This is a genomic window from Enterobacter sp. NFIX59 (genome assembly GCF_900113755.1).
Lineage (GTDB): Bacteria > Pseudomonadota > Gammaproteobacteria > Enterobacterales > Enterobacteriaceae > Enterobacter > Enterobacter pseudoroggenkampii.
Map to the genome: position 1 here is coordinate 361,959 of NZ_FOQN01000004.1, position 17,519 is coordinate 379,477.

A 17,519-nucleotide genomic window follows, 5' to 3' on the forward strand; every position below is an offset into this window, starting at 1 on the left:
CCACAGGGAAAAGTTCAGGTGCGCAGTGTAACATAAAGGCTCCGGTGCGTTGACACCGGAGCATTGCTGTTTAACGTGGCAGGGCGGTTCCCCATTCGCGCCACTCTTTCGGTTCGCTTTCGAGCAGCAGGAAGTGTTTACCCGGCTGCGCTTTTGGCGCCAGCGGCGTTCCCGGCGGCGTGGCAAACGCGATACCGCCGCGAATGAACTGGTTGAAGGTGCCGGTTTTCACCACGCCACCCGTCAGGCCGAAGTCCAGCGAGTAGCCTGATGCCAGCCAGAATACCGAGTTATTTCGAACCAGGTGCTGGTAGCGTTCGCTGATGCGTAACGCCACCATCACGCGATCGGAGAGTGTACCGAGCGTCAGGCCCGTGACCGTACCCACCTCAATGCCGCGGAACAGTACCGGTGTGCCGATGTTCAGCGAGCCTGCTTCCGGCACTTCCACCACGATGCTCAGGCCGCCAAGGTAGCGCGAGTCGGTGATCGTGGCTTCCTGCAGCTCGAAATCGCGACGGGCATTGCCCTGGCCGGGCTCAACGTTGATGTACGGCTGCAAAATGGTGTCGAGATGCTCCACGCCCGCGGCCGAGATCTGCGGCGTGACCACCGAGAAGCGCGAGCCCGTGCGGGCGAAGGTCTGCACATATTCCGGGTAAAGCACGGCGGTGGCCTGCACCTCGTTACGTGAGGTAATCAGCGTCAGCTTCTGGATCTGCCCGATATCAATACCCAGATAGCGAATTGGCATGCCTTCCGCCAGCTTACCGGCATCAAACGCGTGCAGGGTAATCTGCCCGCCTACTGCACGTGCGGCGGTTTCGGACGGGAAGAGAATACGCTTATCACCTTTGCGCAGATTCGCACCCGCGCCGCTGAGATTATCGAAGCTAATCGCCCCGCGCAGCGCGCGTGAGAGCGGGGAGGCCTGCACGGTCAGCCCGTTACCGTTAAGCTGAACTTTCGCGCCGCCTTCGGCCCAGAAGACGCTGTTTGGCGTCAGCAGCTTGCGGTACTCCGGCTTGATGTGCAGTTCGATATCAAAGGCGTCCGCACGCGGGCGAACGGTGATCACTTCCCCGACTTCAAACTTGCGATACAGCACCACGGATCCCGCCTGTACGTCCGGCAGCGTTTCGGCGCTTAGCGTCAGCGTGGTGGTAGGAAGATCGCTCAGGCTGTTTTCAATCGCTTTCTCGAGGTTGGCATACAGCGGATAGCTGTCGCGCACGGGGCCTTTATCGCCAGGCAAAATACGGATGCCGCCGTTCACCCATTCGCTGGCGCTGGCGCCGAGGAACTCCACGCCGTCCAGACCCACCTTCACATCGACGCGACTGTTCACCACGAATTTGCTGTCACCGTGCACCAGGTCGCTGTATTGCGGATCAATGGCGACCGAGAACGTCACGCCATCCGCGGAGAGCTTACGCTCCAGCACCTGACCGACCTGCACGCCGTGTAAAATTAGCGGCTGTCCGGCTTCGATACCGTAACTTTCTGGCGCATTCAGCGTGACGGTTACCACACCCGGTTTTTGCAGCAGGGCTTTATCCGCTGGGGCAATCACGAAGCTATTGCTGGGTTCACCTTCACCGGGGATGAGCTCAAACGTATTGCCGGTCAACAGCGTGCTGAGGCTGGCATCGTTCAGAGAGAGCTTTGGACTGCGCATTTCGATGCGCGTTTTCTCGCGCAGGAGATCGACCACGCTTGGATCGACCGTCATTTCGCCGGTGACCGATCCGCCCGGGTTGAGCGTCATTTTGGTGAGCTGGCCGACCTGCAGCCCCTGATACATCAGCGGCGTTGAGCCCGCTTTTAGCCCTTTAGCATCGGGCAGGGCAAGTTTGACGATCACGCCGCGCTGGCTGTGCGCCAGGTCGGCGTACAATCCAAATGAGTCATCAGCGGTGGCAGGGCTTGAGTTTTCCGGGGAGTCAAAGGCAATAGCGCCATTCACCAGCGCGGCCAGACTCTCCAGCTTCACTTTCGCACCGCTCAGGCTGAGATCCGCATCCACGCCGGAGACGTTCCAGAAGCGGCTGCCTTTTTTCACCAGATTGGTGAAGCGACGCTCGATCAGCACGTCGATGGTGACGCCCTGTTTATTCGGGTTAATCGCGTAGTCGTACACGCGGCCAACCGGGATTTTGCGGAAATAGACCAGTGAGCCACTGTTCAGAGAACCGAGATCCGGCGCCTGCAGATGGATCATCAAATCGCCGTTATTGAGGCGGTACTTGGGCTGCGTATCCAGAGCAACAAAGTGATCCTGCGGCTCGCCTTTACCCGGCATCATGCCAATATAGTTACCGCCCACGAGCGCATCCAGCCCGGACACGCCGGCCAGAGAGGCTTTAGGCGTCACCAGCCAGAACTGCGTTTCGCTGCGCAGGGCATCCTGCATATCAGATTTAATACTGACCCGCACCTGAATCTTGTTCAGCCCTTTTCCAAGGGAGATGTCCTGAACCGTACCTACTTCAACCCCCTGGAAGCGAACGGGCGTTCGCCCGGCGACGATGCCGTCGGCGGTCTGGAAATCAATGGTGACCGTACTCCCGCGATCTTCATAGCTCGTCCAGATAAGCCAGCCTGCAATCATCAGGGCGATGACGGGCAGCAACCAGAATGGCGAAATGCGGCGTTTTGTTTTAATTCTCGCTTCAGTCGGCGAAGCGGGGGTTTCCTGACTCATGTGCATCCCAAAGTAAGCGGCTATCCAGCCATTCCACAGCAAGAATAGTCAATATCACCGCAGAGCCGAAATAAAAAGCCGCGGGTCCCATTGTAAAAGCAAGTAGCTGGTCGCGATTGATGAGCGACATCATCAGCGAAATCACGAACAGATCTAACATTGACCAGCGGCCAATCCAGGTGACGAACCGCAGAAGCAGAATGCGTGTTCGTAAGCCTTGTTCACATTTAAAGTGAATGCTGATGAGCAGGGTAAACATCACCACCACTTTGGTAAAGGGAACCAGGATACTGGCAATAAAGACGATCGCCGCCACCCCGACGTTACTGTGTGCAAGGGAGATAATCCCGGAGAGGATAGTATCCTCCTGACGCCCGCCATTCACGTAAATGATAGAAATCGGCAGCATATTGGCTGGGATCAGAAACACCAGGGAGGCGATCAGCGCGGCCCAGCATTTTTGCAGGCTATTGTTGCGGCGCAGTCTCAGCGGAATGTGGCACCGCGGGCAGCGTCCACGCGCGTCGGGTAAGCCGGTATAGTGGCATCCCAGACAGACGCGCAGATTTTCATCGGGGCGTGTAGCGGGGCGCTGAGGGTAAAACCGTTCCCAGAGCTGCTCAACGTTCAGGTGGATCAGCGTCAGGATGCTTAGCAATACCAGGCAGATGAAAGCAAAGAGCCCGATACCGGGCTGCAAAAAGGCGTAGTCCTGTACCTTTATTGACGCAACGCCCACGCCCACCAGATAAATATCCAGCATCACCCACTCTTTGAGCTTATCCAGCATCAGCAGCACCGGGCGAAGGTTCATGCCGAGGATATTGCCAAACCAAAGATAGGCAATGGCGGCAACCAGCACCAGCGGCGCGCCAACGGTGCAGAACAGCACCATGGCGGCGGTGATGGGATCGCCCTGACGGGTCATCTGCCAGATACCCTGCAGCACGTTGGCGTCAATGCGCACGCCAAGCAGGTAGAGTTTCAGCAGCGGTTCGCTCCAGGCGAAGGGCATCAGCAGCAGCATGGTGACGGCCATGGCGGCGAGACGGGTTAACGACCAGTCTCGGCCGTCGCGAATTTTGGCGTCGCAGCGGGGACAGAAGGCACTTTGGTGCGATTTCATCTTCGGCAACATAAAAAGCGTATCGCACTGGGGGCAACGCTGATAATGTGCACGTGGCAAAGCTTCGCTTACCGTATGGACAGTTATCTTTCTTGTCGGCGTAATTTTGGTTGTTTTTAAGGCCATCAGCTGCGCACAAATAAGTATTGTTGAAAGTTATAATAACTCATGAACGGATTCATCTTGAGCATGAGCGCATTTAATGCTTATTTTAATAGGCTATGCGGTAAATTTGTAAGACAACTAAGTGATTGAATAATGAACAAAACAGAATTCTACGCGGATCTGAACCGCGATTTTAAGGCATTGATGGCGGGTGAGACCAGCTTCTTAGCCACTCTGGCAAATACTAGCGCATTGCTGTTTGAACGTCTCTCTGAGGTGAACTGGGCCGGCTTTTACCTTCTGGAAGGTGAAACGCTGGTGCTCGGTCCGTTCCAGGGCAAACTGGCCTGCGTGCGTATTCCGGTAGGGCGCGGCGTATGCGGCACGGCGGTGGCCGAGAATCAGGTCCAGCGTGTGGAAGATGTTCATGCATTTGACGGGCACATTGCCTGCGATGCCGCCAGTAATTCTGAAATCGTTCTGCCTCTGGTGGTCAAAAATCAGATTATTGGCGTTCTGGATATCGACAGTACGGTCTTCAGTCGCTTTACAACCGAGGACGAACAGGGGCTGCGCGAGCTGGTGGCTAATCTGGAAAACGTACTCGCGGCAACCGATTATCAAAAATTCTTTGCGAGCGTCGCAGGATAATCAACGGATAACGTAGCATTTACTGATAGCGTCATTATAATGACGCCTGTTCATGCCTGCGCTTGTTGGCAACGTCCGTTGTAATCAGGAAATTTCATGGAAAATCAACCTAAGTTGAATAGCAGTAAAGAAGTTATCGCATTTCTGGCCGAGCGTTTCCCGCAGTGCTTCAGCGCGGAAGGTGAAGCGCGTCCCCTGAAAGTCGGTATTTTTCAGGATCTGGTGGCACGTGTTGAAGGGGAAATGAACCTCAGCAAAACTCAGCTGCGTTCCGCCTTACGTCTTTATACTTCGAGCTGGCGTTACCTGTACGGTATCAAAGCTGGCGCGACCCGTGTGGATCTCGACGGCAACCCGTGTGGTGAGCTGGACGAGCAGCACGTTGAGCACGCGCGCAAGCAGCTTGAAGAAGCCAAAGCACGCGTTCAGGCACAACGTGCAGAACAGCAGGCGAAAAAACGCGAAGCCGCCGCGGCAAACGGCCAGGAAGATGCGCCTCGTCGTGAGCGTAAACCACGCCCTGCGCCGCGCCGTCACGATAATAACGATCGCAAACCGCGTGCAGACAAACCAGCAGCAAAAGCCCCGCGTGCCCCTCGTGAAGAGCCGCGCCATACGCCGGTTTCTGACATTAACGCCCTGAGCGTAGGTCAGGCGCTGAAGGTAAAAGCGGGTAACAATGCTATGGACGCCACCGTACTGGAAATCACCAAAGATGGCGTTCGTGTACAGCTGACTTCTGGTATGTCAATGATTGTACGCGCAGAACACTTGTTGTTCTGAAACGGAGGCCAAGCCTGGCATGAACACTTTTTTTAAGCTCACCGCGCTGGCGGGCCTGTTTGCCATAACAGGTCACGCTTTTGCAGTGGACGATATCACGCGTGTTGATCAAATTCCGGTTCTCAAGGAAGAGACGCAGCACGCGACGGTGAGCGAGCGCGTGACCTCACGTTTTACCCGCTCGCACTATCGTCAGTTCGATCTCGATCAGGCCTTTTCGGCCAAAATCTTTGACCGCTATCTGAACTTGCTGGATTACAGCCATAACGTTTTGCTCGCCAGCGATGTCGAGCAGTTCGCTAAGCGCAAATCCGAGGTGGGTGACGAGTTGCGCTCAGGCAAGCTGGATCTGTTCTACGATCTCTACAACCTGTCGCAAAAGCGCCGCTTCGAACGCTATCAGTACGCGCTGAAAGTGCTGGAACGTCCGATGGACTTCACCGGCAACGACACCTTTAATCTGGATCGCAGTAAAGCACCCTGGCCGAAAGATGAAGCCGAGTTGAATGCGCTGTGGGACGGTAAAGTTAAATACGATGAACTGAGCCTCAAGCTTACCGGCAAAGACGAAAAAGAGATCCGTGACACGCTGACGCGTCGTTACAAATTCGCCATTCGTCGTCTGGCGCAGACCAACAGTGAGGATGTCTTCTCGCTGGCCATGACGGCCTTTGCTCACGAAATCGATCCGCACACCAACTATCTCTCTCCACGCAACACCGAACAGTTCAATACCGAGATGAGCCTGTCTCTTGAAGGTATCGGCGCGGTGCTGCAGATGGACGATGATTACACGGTGATCAATTCGATGGTTGCGGGTGGCCCGGCATCCAAAAGCAAAGCGATTAGCGTAGGCGATCGTATTGTGGGTGTAGGACAAACCGGACAGAACATGGTCGACGTGATCGGCTGGCGTCTTGATGACGTGGTTGCGCTGATCAAAGGTCCGAAAGGCAGCAAGGTTCGTCTGGAAGTCCTGCCAGCCGGAAAAGGCACCAAAACCCGTATCGTTACCCTGACCCGCGAGCGTATCCGTCTGGAAGACCGCGCGGTGAAAATGTCGGTGAAAACCGTGGGTAAAGAGAAGGTGGGTGTCCTAGATATTCCTGGCTTCTACGTAGGGCTGACTGACGATGTGAAAGTTCAGCTGCAGAAGCTTGAAAAGCAGAACGTCAGCAGCATTATCATCGACCTGCGCAGTAACGGCGGCGGAGCGCTGACGGAAGCGGTTTCACTCTCTGGTCTGTTCATTCCATCGGGTCCCGTGGTGCAGGTGCGCGATAACAACGGTAAAGTGCGTGAAGATGCCGACAACGACGGTGTGGTCTACTACAAAGGCCCGCTGGTGGTCCTGGTTGACCGCTTCAGTGCTTCCGCGTCTGAGATCTTTGCCGCTGCCATGCAGGATTATGGCCGTGCGCTGATCGTCGGTGAGCCAACCTTCGGGAAAGGCACCGTTCAGCAGTATCGTTCTCTTAATCGTATCTACGATCAAATGCTGCGTCCGGAATGGCCTGCACTGGGCTCGGTTCAGTACACCATTCAGAAATTCTACCGCGTGAATGGCGGCAGTACGCAGCGTAAGGGCGTAACGCCGGACATTATGATGCCGACAGGCACGGAAGAGACGGAAACCGGCGAGAAGTTTGAAGATAACGCGTTACCGTGGGACAGCATCAATGCCGCGACCTACGTGAAAGCGGGTGATATGACGCAATTTGGCCCTGAACTGCTGAAAGCGCATAACGACCGCATCGCGAAAGATCCGGAATTCCAGTACATCATGAAGGACATCGCACGCTTCAATGCCCTGAAAGATAAGCGGAATATCGTTTCTCTGAACTACGCACAGCGTGAGAAAGAGAACAACGAAGACGATGCAACCCGCCTGGCGCGTATCAACGATCGCTTCAAGCGTGAAGGCAAGCCTCTGCTCAAAAAACTGGACGATCTGCCAAAAGATTACCAGGAGCCGGATCCGTATCTGGATGAGACGGTACATATCGCTCTCGACCTGGCGAATCAGGAAAAAGAGAAACCTGCCGTACAGCCCGCTCCGGCAAAATAATCTCCCAACAGGCACAAGAAATTGTGCCTGTTTCTTTTTGTTCTTCATCCTTCCGTCAGCCAGATTTTCAATTGTGTAAAGTTGTGTCTTTCTGGTGACTTACGCCCGCCGGATGCTTGAAAATAACCGTAATACCCATACGATGTGGGTAATCGCATAGTGCGTTTTGTTAAACTGAGGTAAAAAGAAAATTATGATGCGAATCGCGCTCTTCCTGCTCACCAACCTGGCGGTCATGGTGGTTTTCGGGCTCGTGCTAAGCCTGACAGGAATTCAGTCGAGCAGCGTTCAGGGTCTGTTGATTATGGCGCTGCTGTTTGGTTTTGGTGGCTCGTTCATCTCCCTGCTGATGTCGAAGTGGATGGCACTGAAATCGGTGGGTGGTGAGGTTATTGAACAGCCGCGTAACGATATGGAACAATGGCTGATGAATACGGTGGCTCAGCAATCCCGTCAGGCCGGCATCGCCATGCCGCAGGTGGCGATTTACCATGCCCCGGACATCAACGCGTTTGCCACGGGCGCCCGTCGCGATGCGTCACTGGTTGCCGTCAGCACCGGTCTGCTGCAGAACATGAGCCGTGACGAAGCTGAAGCGGTTATCGCCCACGAAATCAGCCATATCGCCAACGGTGACATGGTGACCATGACCCTGATTCAGGGTGTGGTGAACACCTTCGTGATCTTCATCTCCCGTATCCTGGCGCAGATTGCGGCTGGCTTTATGGGCGGCAACCGCGACGAAGGTGAAGAGAGCAACGGCAACCCGCTGATCTACTTCGCCGTGTCGATGGTTCTGGAACTGGTATTCGGTATTCTGGCCAGCATCATCACCATGTGGTTCTCTCGTCACCGTGAATTCCACGCGGATGCCGGCTCTGCGAAGCTGGTTGGTCGTGAGAAGATGATTGCCGCGCTGCAGCGTCTGAAAACCAGCTACGAGCCGCAGGAAGCGAACAGCATGATGGCCTTCTGCATTAACGGTAAATCCAAATCGCTGAGCGAGCTGTTTATGTCTCACCCGCCACTGGATAAACGTATTGAAGCGCTGCGCAGTGGGGAATACCTGAAGTAACGCCAGGAACCCTAATAAGCCGGGCAGGAGAACACTCTGCCCGGCTTTTTTTATGCCTGAACCCTGGGCTGTGTCACCCGCAGGCCGCTGACGACCGCCGCGAGGGAAGCAAGGGCACCTGCGGTGAGAAGCGCAATGTGGTTACCGTTTTGTCCGGCAAGGTTAAACATCAGGGCGACCAGTGCCGCACCGCTGCTTTGGCCCAGCAGACGCGCGGTCCCCAGCATACCGCTGGCTCCTCCGCTGCGATGACGCGGCGCGGAGGTGATAATGGTGTGGTTGTTAGGGGACTGGAACAGACCAAACCCCGCGCCGCACAGGATCATGCGCCAGATGATGTCCAGATCGGTTGGCGATGACGGTAGCAATGCCAGCGCGAAAAGGCCTGTCGCCATCACCGCCAGCCCCAAAGCACCCAATAAACCGGCATGGACGCGTTCAATTAAATAACCTGCCAGCGGTGCCATCACCATGGTCGCCAGCGGCCAGGGGGTGAGCAGCAGGCCGGTCTCCACCTCTGAACGTCCAACCACGCTTTGCAGAAAGAAGGGTAGGGAGACCAGTGCCAGCATCTGGGCGCAGAACGAGCAGACAGACGTGCAAATGGAGAGGGAAAAGAGGGGAATACGCAGCAGATCAACAGGCAGTAGAGGCACAGGGAGAGTGAGCTGGCGGCGAACAAAGAAGAAGCCGATCGCCAGCAGGGCGATAAGCTCCGCGCCGGTAAGCATCAGAGACTGTCCCTGCGCAAATCCGCTCAGCGCCGTAATCAACAGGCCAAAGGTCAGGGCATTCATCACCGCACTCGCCACATCAAAGCGCGGCATGGTGCTTTTGGGACCGTTAGCGGGAAGAAAGCGCAGGGCAAAGAAGATGGCGACAATACCCAGCGGCACGTTGATGGCGAACAGCCACTGCCATGACGCAACGGAAAGGATCGCCGCCGCAATCGTTGGCCCGGCGGCAGAAGAGACGGCGACAATAAACGAGTTTATCCCCATTCCTCGCCCCAGATGACGCTGCGGATAAATTAAGCGGATCAGCGCCGTGTTTACGCTCATGAGCGCCGCGCCGCCAAAACCCTGCGCAATGCGGGCAAGCGTCAGGGTATGCAGTGAATCTGAAAGAGCACAGAACAAAGACGTAAAGGTGAAAACCACCAGACCGCACTGATACACCCGACGGTAACCGAACATATCGCCCAGGAAAGAGAACGAGAGCAGGGAAACCACGATCGCAATCTGATAGGCGTTAACAATCCATATCGAACTGGCGGGAGAGGCGTGCAGGTCGCTGGCGATGGTTGGCAGGGCAACGTTTGCGATTGCGCCGTCAAGGACCGCCATTGATATACCGATAATGATGGTCGCTATCGCGCCATACCGCTGGGGTAAAGGCAGGCCATCGGAAAGGGTCTTTTCCATTAGGGTTAAAAAAGCTCAGCGTGAAATTATTCTCAGGGTAACTATTTTAGCATTGTTACAGCCGCGATATGTCGCAGATTTGTAACGAAGTAAACGGGGATTGATTGCAGGTGACATGACGGGAACTTATAATAAAAACCGGTTCTGATTTTTATAAAACACTCGCTATGAGGTGGTAAATGGCTATTGCGGATTTGGATAAACAGCCAGATTCTGTTTCTTCCGTGCTGAAGGTGTTTGGCATCTTACAGGCGCTGGGAGAGGAGCGTGAAATAGGTATTACAGAGTTGTCACAGCGCGTGATGATGTCAAAAAGCACCGTATATCGCTTTTTGCAGACCATGAAATCGCTGGGTTACGTTGCCCAGGAAGGCGAATCTGAAAAATACTCCCTGACGCTGAAGCTGTTTGAGCTGGGTGCCCGCGCGCTACAAAATGTTGACCTGATCCGCAGCGCCGATATTCAGATGCGTGAAATCTCTCGCCTCACTAAAGAGACCATCCATCTCGGCGCGCTGGATGAAGACAGCATTGTTTACATCCATAAAATCGACTCCATGTACAATCTGCGCATGTATTCGCGCATTGGTCGTCGCAACCCGCTCTACAGTACCGCCATTGGTAAAGTTCTGCTGGCGTGGCGCGATCGTGAGGAAGTGAAGCAGATCCTCGAAGGCGTGGAATACAAGCAAAGTACCTCACGAACCATTACCAGCACGGACGCGCTGCTAACGGTGCTCGATCGCGTACGCGAGCAGGGGTATGGCGAAGATAACGAGGAGCAGGAAGAGGGACTGCGCTGCATCGGCGTTCCGGTATTTGACCGTTTTGGCGTGGTGATCGCGGGCTTAAGTATCTCTTTCCCAACCTTACGTTTCTCCGAAGAGCGTCTGCATGAGTATGTGGCTATTCTCCACACTGCCGCACGTAAGATTTCTGAACAGATGGGGTATCACGACTACCCGTTCTAATCTCTGTTCACATAAAAAACGCCGCATCTGTTGCGGCGTTTTTTGTCGGTCATTTACCCGGCTGACTAGCCATTATCAATCACGACGGAAGTCTTACGCAGGACCGGACAGTGGGTTAAGCCAACAATCCCGCTGTCAGTATGCAGATATTGCGCAGTGCTCATTCCTTGTGCTGTTAAGTATTTACACTGAATGCCTAACCCGGCAGCATTTTCGGTGCTTCCCACAAGTACGCCATAACCCGTTAGCAGAAGGCCAATCCAGACAATGGCCAGTGCAATAATTGTTCGAATGATTAAGCGCATCATTACCTCTTTTATCGTTGTTATCATAATGCTAGCGTAAACGGTTTACGAAACGAAACAAGTGCAGGATTCTGAAAAAAGCGCGATGGCGGCATAGTTAGCCCTTGTTTAAGATAAGCGTGATAACCTCGTTACATCAGGTCATTAGACGGAGTGTGGAGTGAAAAAAATACGCTGGGTAATTCTGATTATCGTGCTGATAGCGTGCGTGGTGTTATGGACGCAGACGATCAATGTGATGTGCGATCAGGATGTACAGTTTTTTAGCGGCGTTTGCGCAATCAATAAATTTATTCCGTGGTAACACGCATTTTTTCTCAAGGTGATTTCCTTCCTTCGCGCCAGTGGTAAAATAGACGTTTTTATTGAGGTGGTGAAATGGGTGAGTTACTGAATTCAGGGCTGCTAAATATAGCATCCCTGATGATTTCTATGGTTGTTCTGCTTGTCGGGCTGGTCATTTGGTTTTTTGTGAATCGCGCCAGTTCCCGTACTAACGAGCAGATTGAACTGCTGGAAGCGCTGCTCGATCAGCAAAAACGTCAGAATGCGCTGCTACGCCGTCTGTGTGAGGCTAACGAACCGGAAGAGAAAGACGCGCCGAAAGACGCAGTCGCTGAAGATAACAAAGACGAAGATGACTTTATCCGCCTGGTGGCTGAGCGTTAATCTTTTTGTCCTGGGAGGTGGCTGTGGTCTGGAAAAACCCCTGGTATGACCCCTCCCTGAAACATCACACCCCGAACGGTTTTCGTAATACCGATCCTGTTGGACATCAACCCGGCGACCTCGACCGTTGGCGTAAAGCGCGTAAAGAGGCCGGTTTACCGAAGCCGCCCGCGCTGGGTTATGAAGACTTTATCCGCCAGTGGTGGCATCCGGTTGAGCTTACGCAAACTCATGAAGATGGGGTGTGGTGGCTCGGACACGCGAGCGTGTTGCTGCAGCTGGACGGCAATATCATCCTTACCGACCCGGTGTTTTCGCGACGTGCTTCTCCTCTCCCTTTCCTGGGACCACAGCGCAAAACGCCTCCCGCGCTGTCAGTCGATCAGCTTCATCAGCTTGATGCGGTCGTCATCTCTCATAATCATTACGATCATCTTGATGACGCGACCATTCGCCGTATCCTCAAACGCTTCCCCGACGTCAGTTTTTTTGTTCCGTTGGGCCTGGCCGACTGGTTTCGGCGTCGGGGAGCAAAACGCGTGGTTGAGCTAGACTGGTGGCAGAGTTTCACCTGGCAAGGGATGACGCTGACCGCCGTACCGGCTCAACACTGGAGTATGCGCACGCCATGGAACCGCAATCGCTCATTGTGGTGCGGCTGGGTGATGGAAGGACGGCATCACCGTTTCTGGTTTAGCGGTGATACCGGTTATTCACCTGAGCTGCTGTTAATTCCTGAACGCCTGGGCCAGATAGATGCCGCCGCGTTACCGATTGGTGCCTATGCCCCACGATGGTTCATGGCTGTCCATCATATGGATCCGCAATCTGCGGTGGCATTGTGGCAGCAGCTGGGCTCACCTCTGGCGTTCCCTATTCACTGGGGCGTGTTTGAACTGGCAGATGAATCCTTAGATGAACCTGTGCAGGAGTTAACTCACGCACTCGATAATTTAGCACCAGTTAACCATTCTTTCAGGATACTGAAGATTGGTGAATATTTATCCTTATAAACGAAGCGATAAATTGTTGCATATATTGTTGATGTAAAGGCGCGCAGGAATGTTTTATTTTTATCGAAACGTTTTGCTTGCCTTCTTTTGATGCAGAGTCATAAAAATTTCATTATTTTGGTGCATAACGCTGTTTATTCGCTGGTGCATTTTAATACAGCTGGGCGCGGGTTATTAACACTGTTTTTTCTCTGAAACAATTTGGTCGCGTTACAATGATTTAAGCATAAGTTTTCACAAATTGTTCTAACTCAATCAAGACGTAAGATTTCTTTTCCTGTTTGCTGGACGGTTCGTAATGATTGAGCTATGTTAAAAAAGTCTTAGATTACAGCGGTTGTGAAAGCAACGCTGGGTCTTTGTTACGCAGCAGGGCTGTCTGGACGTGATGCGCATAATTGTGCAAAACCTGACAGGCACTGTTCGAATTTGTGCGGCGGATCGAGACATGTTTAAAAATGGCTTGCCATATTAAACATAGTGTGTGATAACACGTTTTGGGTCAAACGAGGTACAGTTCTGTTTATGTGTGGCATTTTCAGTAAAGAAGTCCTGAGTAAACACGTTGTCGTTGAATACCGCTTCTCTGCCGAACCTTATATTAGTGCCTCATGCAGTAATGTCTCAGTTTTATCTCAGTTAATGCCTGCGGGCTAAGAAAACACTCTAAGGAATTTTGCAAAATGGCAAAGATTAAAGGTCAAGTTAAGTGGTTCAACGAGTCTAAAGGTTTTGGTTTCATTACTCCTGCTGACGGCAGCAAAGACGTGTTCGTACACTTCTCTGCAATCCAGGGTAACGGCTTCAAAACTCTGGCTGAAGGCCAGAACGTTGAGTTCGAAATTCAGGACGGCCAGAAAGGCCCAGCTGCAGTTAACGTAACTGCTATCTGATCGAACCGCTGCTGACTGAAGCGCTTAGCACTTCACTCTCAGACATAAAGCCTCGCATAACGCGGGGCTTTTTTATGTCCTTAATCTTTCAAAATATTACCATTCACGGTCTTGTTAGTAACTTGTTGCAAAGCTGCGAGGTTAGTAGCACTGTTTCGCCTCCCTAAGCGCATCTTTTCCCGTTAAATCAGGGCGTTGTTTAACAGTCCTGGGGTTCAGGTGAAGAAGAAATTGATAATGACCGCTGGCAATTTCACGCCAGCGCGTTTTGCGCTGCTCTGTTTAGCTATTTTCTGTAGTCTGGCCTTTTTACTTGGCCGCGTAGCCTGGCTGCAAATCATCAAGCCTGACAATCTGGTGAAGCAGGAAGATATGCGCTCCCTCCGCCAGCTGGCGATTGATGCGCCGCGCGGCATGATAATGGATCGCGAAGGTCGTCCCCTGGCGGTGAGCGTGCCTGTACGGGCCGTTTGGGCCGATCCTAAAACGGTGCTGGCAAAAGGAGGCGTTGGCGTCGACGAACGCTGGCAGGCGTTGGCAAACGCGCTACATCTCTCCCTGGGCGCACTCTCGGCGCGAATCAACGCCAACCCGCAGGGCCGTTTTATTTATCTTGCCCGTCAGGTCGATCCGGCACAGGCAAAGTGGATAGATAAACTGAATCTGCCCGGCATCAATTTACGCGATGAATCCCGCCGTTTTTATCCTGCCGGCCATGTGGCAGCGAACCTGATTGGCTTCACCAATATTGACGGGCAGGGCATTGAGGGCGTGGAAAAAAGCTTCAACGCGCAGCTGACCGGCAAGGCGGGTGTGCGCCAGGTAAGGGAAGATCGCTATGGACGCGTGGTTGAAAACCTGACGGAAGTTGCGCCCGCGCCGGCGCATAACATCCAGTTAAGTATCGACGAGCGTCTGCAAACCATCACCGAGGATGCGCTCGATAATGCCGTGGCCTGGAACAAGGCCGAGTCTGGGGCCTCGGTGCTCATTAATATCCCCACAGGGGAAATACTCGCCATGGCGAGCTATCCGGATTTCAACCCCAATAACCGGGAAGGCGCAACGATAAACGATTTTCGCAACCGTGCGATCAGCGATACGTTCGAACCGGGTTCCACGGTCAAGCCGCTGGTGCTGATGACGGCCCTGCAGCAGGGGCTGGTGCAGCCGGACAGCGTCATTGACACGCATCCGTATACCCTCGACGGGCATCGTATCCGCGATGTGGGCTATTATCCTGAACTGACAATGACCGGGATCCTGCAAAAATCGAGCGACACCGGCGTGTCCCGACTGTCCCTGGCAATGCCTGTCCAGCATCTTATTGATACCTACCGAAATTTTGGATTCGGCACGAATACGGGGCTTGGCTTAACGGGTGAGAGCGCGGGGCTGTTGCCCCAGCGTAAATACTGGAGCCAGCTCGACCGCGCGACATTTGCCTTCGGCTACGGGCTGATGGTGACGCCGCTCCAGCTGGCGCACGTCTACGCCACGATTGGCGGCTTCGGGCTTGAGCGACCTCTCTCGATTACGCGTATCGATCCCCCTGTTATCGGGCAACGCGTCATGCCAGAAGAGATTGCGCACGAGGTGGAGCATATGATGGAGAGCGTTGCGCTGCCGGGCGGCGGAGGGGTTAAGGCCGCCGTTCGTGATTACCGGGTGGCGGTGAAAACCGGTACGGCGAAGAAAATTGACGATAGCGGGAAGTATGTCGATAAATACGTCGCCTACACCGCAGGGGTTGCACCTGCCAGCAATCCGCGTTTTGCCCTGGTGGTGGTGATTAACGATCCGCAAAATGGTGCCTACTACGGCGGGGCCGTCTCCGCCCCTGTCTTCAGTGAGATTATGGGCAACGTGCTGCGTCTGGAAAATGTGAAACCTGACGGGTTACCGGCAGGGTCCGATCACCTTATCGTTATGCGTTAACCGGGCGTTTATAACCAGGGCGAATAGCGGTACACTTCGCCCTTTGATTATGCTCCGGAGTCACCATGTCCTTCAGCTGTCCCCTTTGCCACGCCCCCCTGACGCACTCAGATAAAAGTTATACTTGTCCGCAGGGGCATCAGTTTGATAGGGCAAAAGAAGGCTACGTGAATCTTCTGCCGGTGCAGCATAAACGCTCCCGCGATCCAGGCGACAGTGCAGAGATGATGCAGGCGCGACGCGCATTTCTTGATGCCGGGCACTATCTGCCGCTGCGGGAGACCGTCGCGCAGATGCTGGATGACATTCTGCCGGATTCAGCCACCGCCATGCTCGATATCGGCTGTGGGGAAGGATACTACACCGCACGGTTTGCGGAGGTTGCTCGTGAGAAGGGCGCACAGACGTTCGGTCTGGACGTGTCGAAAGTGGCGATTCGCGCAGCGGCAAAGCGTTACGCGGACGTAACGTTCTGCGTGGCATCCAGCCACCGACTTCCGTTTGACGATGCCAGTATGGACGCGGTTATTCGCATTTACGCGCCCTGCAAGGCGGAAGAGCTGGCTCGCGTGGTAAAACCGGGCGGATGGGTAGTCACCGTGACGCCGGGCCCGCGTCATCTGATGGAGCTGAAAGGGCTGATCTACGACGAAGTGCGTCTGCATGCCCCGCATTCTGAGCAGCTTGCCGGTTTTACCCTGAAGCAAGCGGAATCGGTGGCGTACGAAATGACGCTGAAAGGGGAAGAGGCCGTCGCGTTATTGCAGATGACGCCGTTCGCGTGGCGGGCAAAACCGGAAGTATGGGAAGCGTTAGCGGCACACTCAACATTTGGCTGCCAGACGGACTTCAGTATCCACCTCTGGCAGCGCGAAGATTAACCGGCGAAGTGTGCCCAGAGGATTTGGGCACCAATGCCAATCAACACAATCCCCCCCAGGATCTCAGCGCGTTTACCCAGCAGCGGGCCGATAAACCGTCCGACCATCATGCCCAGCGTGGACATAATCAGGGTTGCGCAGCCGATGGCCAGCGCGGTGGCAATGATATTGACCTGCAGGAATGCCAGACCGACACCGACGGCCATCGCATCAAGGCTGGTGGCAATGGCCGTGGTGACCAGCAGCCAGAACCCGTGGCGGTGCTGAGGCTCCTCGTCTTCTTCATCGCTGCCGCGAAAACCTTCAATCACCATTCGGCCACCGAGAAATACCAGCAGGATGAACGCAATCCAGTGGTTCCACTCCAGCACGAACTGGCTGGCGAGCATGCCAAGACCCCAGCCGATAAGCGGCGTCAGCGTTTCGATAGCGCCAAAAATCAGACCGGTACGCAGGGCTTCTGAGAACTTAGGTTTGTGGAGCGTGGCGCCTTTTCCGATGGAAGCAGCGAATGCGTCCATGGACATGCCAAAAGCGAGAAGGATCGTAGCGGAGATATTCATAACAGCGTCCAGACCGGGGATATCCATATGACACATCACTGCCCCCAGTAAACAGCAGTTGATGTATCTATGGTCTCGCCTGATCGCGCTGCACATGAGATGTGCTGTCAGCGATCCGTACGTGCCACGTTTTTCAACGAGTATGTTGACACGTACATTTCCTGCGAACAGGAAATCGGCTACTCCCCAACGACGGGCGCAACCTTAACATATTTTGAGAATATAAAACAACAATGAAGAGGCATTATTTAAAATGCTTGTTGATAACGATTTTCATTTGTCTTTAGGCGTGAAAATATCGTTAACAAATAGAGATAAAATTAACGAAGTAGATATAGCTTTGGCTATAT

General features: G+C 54.0%; 16 protein-coding genes, 1 pseudogene and 1 riboswitch. Of the genes and pseudogenes, 12 read left to right on the top strand and 5 right to left on the bottom strand.

Annotated features, from left to right (window positions below; translation table 11 throughout):
• Positions 1–70: 70 nt before the first annotated feature.
• The gene (locus tag BM007_RS16200) at positions 71–2,704 is read right to left on the bottom strand and encodes a PqiB family protein (protein WP_153257554.1); all 2,634 of its coding nucleotides are present in this window, start codon (positions 2,702–2,704) and stop codon (positions 71–73) included.
• The gene (gene yebS, locus BM007_RS16205; protein WP_032647758.1) at positions 2,673–3,956 is read right to left on the bottom strand and encodes a membrane integrity lipid transport subunit YebS; all 1,284 of its coding nucleotides are present in this window, start codon (positions 3,954–3,956) and stop codon (positions 2,673–2,675) included. Before yebS ends, BM007_RS16200 begins: the two co-directional genes overlap by 32 nt.
• Before the next feature lie 132 nt (positions 3,957–4,088).
• Here yebS and BM007_RS16210 point away from each other — a divergent pair, with 132 nt between their 5' ends.
• From BM007_RS16210 to htpX, 4 genes are all read left to right on the top strand, one after another.
• Positions 4,089–4,586, top strand: a complete 498-nt coding sequence (locus BM007_RS16210) for a GAF domain-containing protein (RefSeq protein WP_032647756.1) — start codon at positions 4,089–4,091, stop codon at positions 4,584–4,586.
• A gap of 96 nt (positions 4,587–4,682) precedes the next feature.
• A complete protein-coding gene (gene proQ / locus BM007_RS16215) occupies positions 4,683–5,369 on the top strand; it encodes an RNA chaperone ProQ (protein ID WP_024909719.1) in 687 nt (228 codons plus the stop codon).
• Positions 5,370–5,388: 19 nt separating this feature from the next.
• Positions 5,389–7,437, top strand: coding sequence for a carboxy terminal-processing peptidase (gene prc / locus BM007_RS16220; protein ID WP_024909720.1), 2,049 nt, complete (start codon positions 5,389–5,391; stop codon positions 7,435–7,437).
• 193 nt (positions 7,438–7,630) lie between these two features.
• Positions 7,631–8,512 (top strand): protease HtpX, encoded by an 882-nt coding sequence (gene htpX, locus BM007_RS16225; RefSeq protein ID WP_014884290.1) that lies wholly within the window; start codon positions 7,631–7,633, stop codon positions 8,510–8,512.
• Between the two features lie 50 nt (positions 8,513–8,562).
• On the opposite strand, the gene BM007_RS16230 is transcribed toward htpX, so the two are convergent.
• Entirely contained in the window at positions 8,563–9,936 is a 1,374-nt protein-coding gene (locus BM007_RS16230) for an MFS transporter (protein ID WP_024909721.1), read from the bottom strand.
• A 179-nt stretch (positions 9,937–10,115) separates the two neighbouring features.
• Here BM007_RS16230 and kdgR point away from each other — a divergent pair, with 179 nt between their 5' ends.
• Positions 10,116–10,907 (top strand): DNA-binding transcriptional regulator KdgR, encoded by a 792-nt coding sequence (gene kdgR, locus BM007_RS16235; protein WP_023312208.1) that lies wholly within the window; start codon positions 10,116–10,118, stop codon positions 10,905–10,907.
• 65 nt (positions 10,908–10,972) lie between these two features.
• On the opposite strand, the gene BM007_RS16240 is transcribed toward kdgR, so the two are convergent.
• Complete coding sequence (locus tag BM007_RS16240) at positions 10,973–11,212, bottom strand: YobH family protein (RefSeq protein WP_090419798.1); 240 nt, start codon at positions 11,210–11,212, stop codon at positions 10,973–10,975.
• Between the two features lie 160 nt (positions 11,213–11,372).
• Here BM007_RS16240 and mgrB point away from each other — a divergent pair, with 160 nt between their 5' ends.
• From mgrB to rlmA, 7 genes and pseudogenes are all read left to right on the top strand, one after another.
• Positions 11,373–11,516, top strand: coding sequence for a PhoP/PhoQ regulatory lipoprotein MgrB (gene mgrB / locus BM007_RS16245; protein ID WP_006175995.1), 144 nt, complete (start codon positions 11,373–11,375; stop codon positions 11,514–11,516).
• A 74-nt stretch (positions 11,517–11,590) separates the two neighbouring features.
• Positions 11,591–11,881, top strand: coding sequence for a YebO family protein (locus tag BM007_RS16250; protein WP_090419801.1), 291 nt, complete (start codon positions 11,591–11,593; stop codon positions 11,879–11,881).
• Between the two features lie 23 nt (positions 11,882–11,904).
• Positions 11,905–12,894: an MBL fold metallo-hydrolase gene (locus BM007_RS16255; protein ID WP_090419804.1), complete on the top strand. Its 990-nt coding sequence runs from the start codon at positions 11,905–11,907 to the stop codon at positions 12,892–12,894.
• Positions 12,895–13,419: 525 nt separating this feature from the next.
• Positions 13,420–13,564 (top strand): annotated as a pseudogene (locus tag BM007_RS16260) (DUF2627 domain-containing protein).
• Between the two features lie 13 nt (positions 13,565–13,577).
• Positions 13,578–13,787: a transcription antiterminator/RNA stability regulator CspE gene (gene cspE / locus BM007_RS16265; RefSeq protein WP_001062678.1), complete on the top strand. Its 210-nt coding sequence runs from the start codon at positions 13,578–13,580 to the stop codon at positions 13,785–13,787.
• Positions 13,788–14,024: 237 nt separating this feature from the next.
• Complete coding sequence (gene ftsI, locus BM007_RS16270) at positions 14,025–15,725, top strand: peptidoglycan glycosyltransferase FtsI (protein ID WP_090419808.1); 1,701 nt, start codon at positions 14,025–14,027, stop codon at positions 15,723–15,725.
• A gap of 65 nt (positions 15,726–15,790) precedes the next feature.
• Entirely contained in the window at positions 15,791–16,606 is an 816-nt protein-coding gene (gene rlmA / locus BM007_RS16275; RefSeq protein WP_048992199.1) for a 23S rRNA (guanine(745)-N(1))-methyltransferase, read from the top strand.
• On the opposite strand, the gene mntP is transcribed toward rlmA, so the two are convergent.
• Positions 16,603–17,169 carry a manganese efflux pump MntP gene (mntP, locus tag BM007_RS16280; RefSeq protein WP_090419896.1) on the bottom strand — a complete coding sequence of 189 codons (567 nt, stop codon included), beginning with the start codon at positions 17,167–17,169 and terminating at the stop codon, positions 16,603–16,605. The two genes, rlmA and mntP, sit on opposite strands and share 4 nt — an antisense overlap.
• Before the next feature lie 10 nt (positions 17,170–17,179).
• Positions 17,180–17,369, bottom strand: a riboswitch (yybP-ykoY riboswitch).
• Positions 17,370–17,519 lie beyond the last annotated feature (150 nt).

Excerpts from the sequence above, each read along its gene's own strand:
- BM007_RS16250 (WP_090419801.1), top strand. The coding sequence starts at position 11,591 with ATGGGTGAGTTACTGAATTCAGGGCTGCTAAATATAGCATCCCTGATG.
- BM007_RS16210 (WP_032647756.1), top strand. The coding sequence starts at position 4,089 with ATGAACAAAACAGAATTCTACGCGGATCTGAACCGCGATTTTAAGGCA.
- BM007_RS16230 (WP_024909721.1), bottom strand. The coding sequence starts at position 9,936 with ATGGAAAAGACCCTTTCCGATGGCCTGCCTTTACCCCAGCGGTATGGC.
- prc (WP_024909720.1), top strand. The coding sequence starts at position 5,389 with ATGAACACTTTTTTTAAGCTCACCGCGCTGGCGGGCCTGTTTGCCATA.
- proQ (WP_024909719.1), top strand. The coding sequence starts at position 4,683 with ATGGAAAATCAACCTAAGTTGAATAGCAGTAAAGAAGTTATCGCATTT.
- rlmA (WP_048992199.1), top strand. The coding sequence starts at position 15,791 with ATGTCCTTCAGCTGTCCCCTTTGCCACGCCCCCCTGACGCACTCAGAT.
- cspE (WP_001062678.1), top strand. The coding sequence starts at position 13,578 with ATGGCAAAGATTAAAGGTCAAGTTAAGTGGTTCAACGAGTCTAAAGGT.
- kdgR (WP_023312208.1), top strand. The coding sequence starts at position 10,116 with ATGGCTATTGCGGATTTGGATAAACAGCCAGATTCTGTTTCTTCCGTG.
- ftsI (WP_090419808.1), top strand. The coding sequence starts at position 14,025 with ATGACCGCTGGCAATTTCACGCCAGCGCGTTTTGCGCTGCTCTGTTTA.
- yebS (WP_032647758.1), bottom strand. The coding sequence starts at position 3,956 with ATGGCCTTAAAAACAACCAAAATTACGCCGACAAGAAAGATAACTGTC.
- BM007_RS16200 (WP_153257554.1), bottom strand. The coding sequence starts at position 2,704 with ATGAGTCAGGAAACCCCCGCTTCGCCGACTGAAGCGAGAATTAAAACA.
- htpX (WP_014884290.1), top strand. The coding sequence starts at position 7,631 with ATGATGCGAATCGCGCTCTTCCTGCTCACCAACCTGGCGGTCATGGTG.
- BM007_RS16240 (WP_090419798.1), bottom strand. The coding sequence starts at position 11,212 with ATGCGCTTAATCATTCGAACAATTATTGCACTGGCCATTGTCTGGATT.
- mntP (WP_090419896.1), bottom strand. The coding sequence starts at position 17,169 with ATGAATATCTCCGCTACGATCCTTCTCGCTTTTGGCATGTCCATGGAC.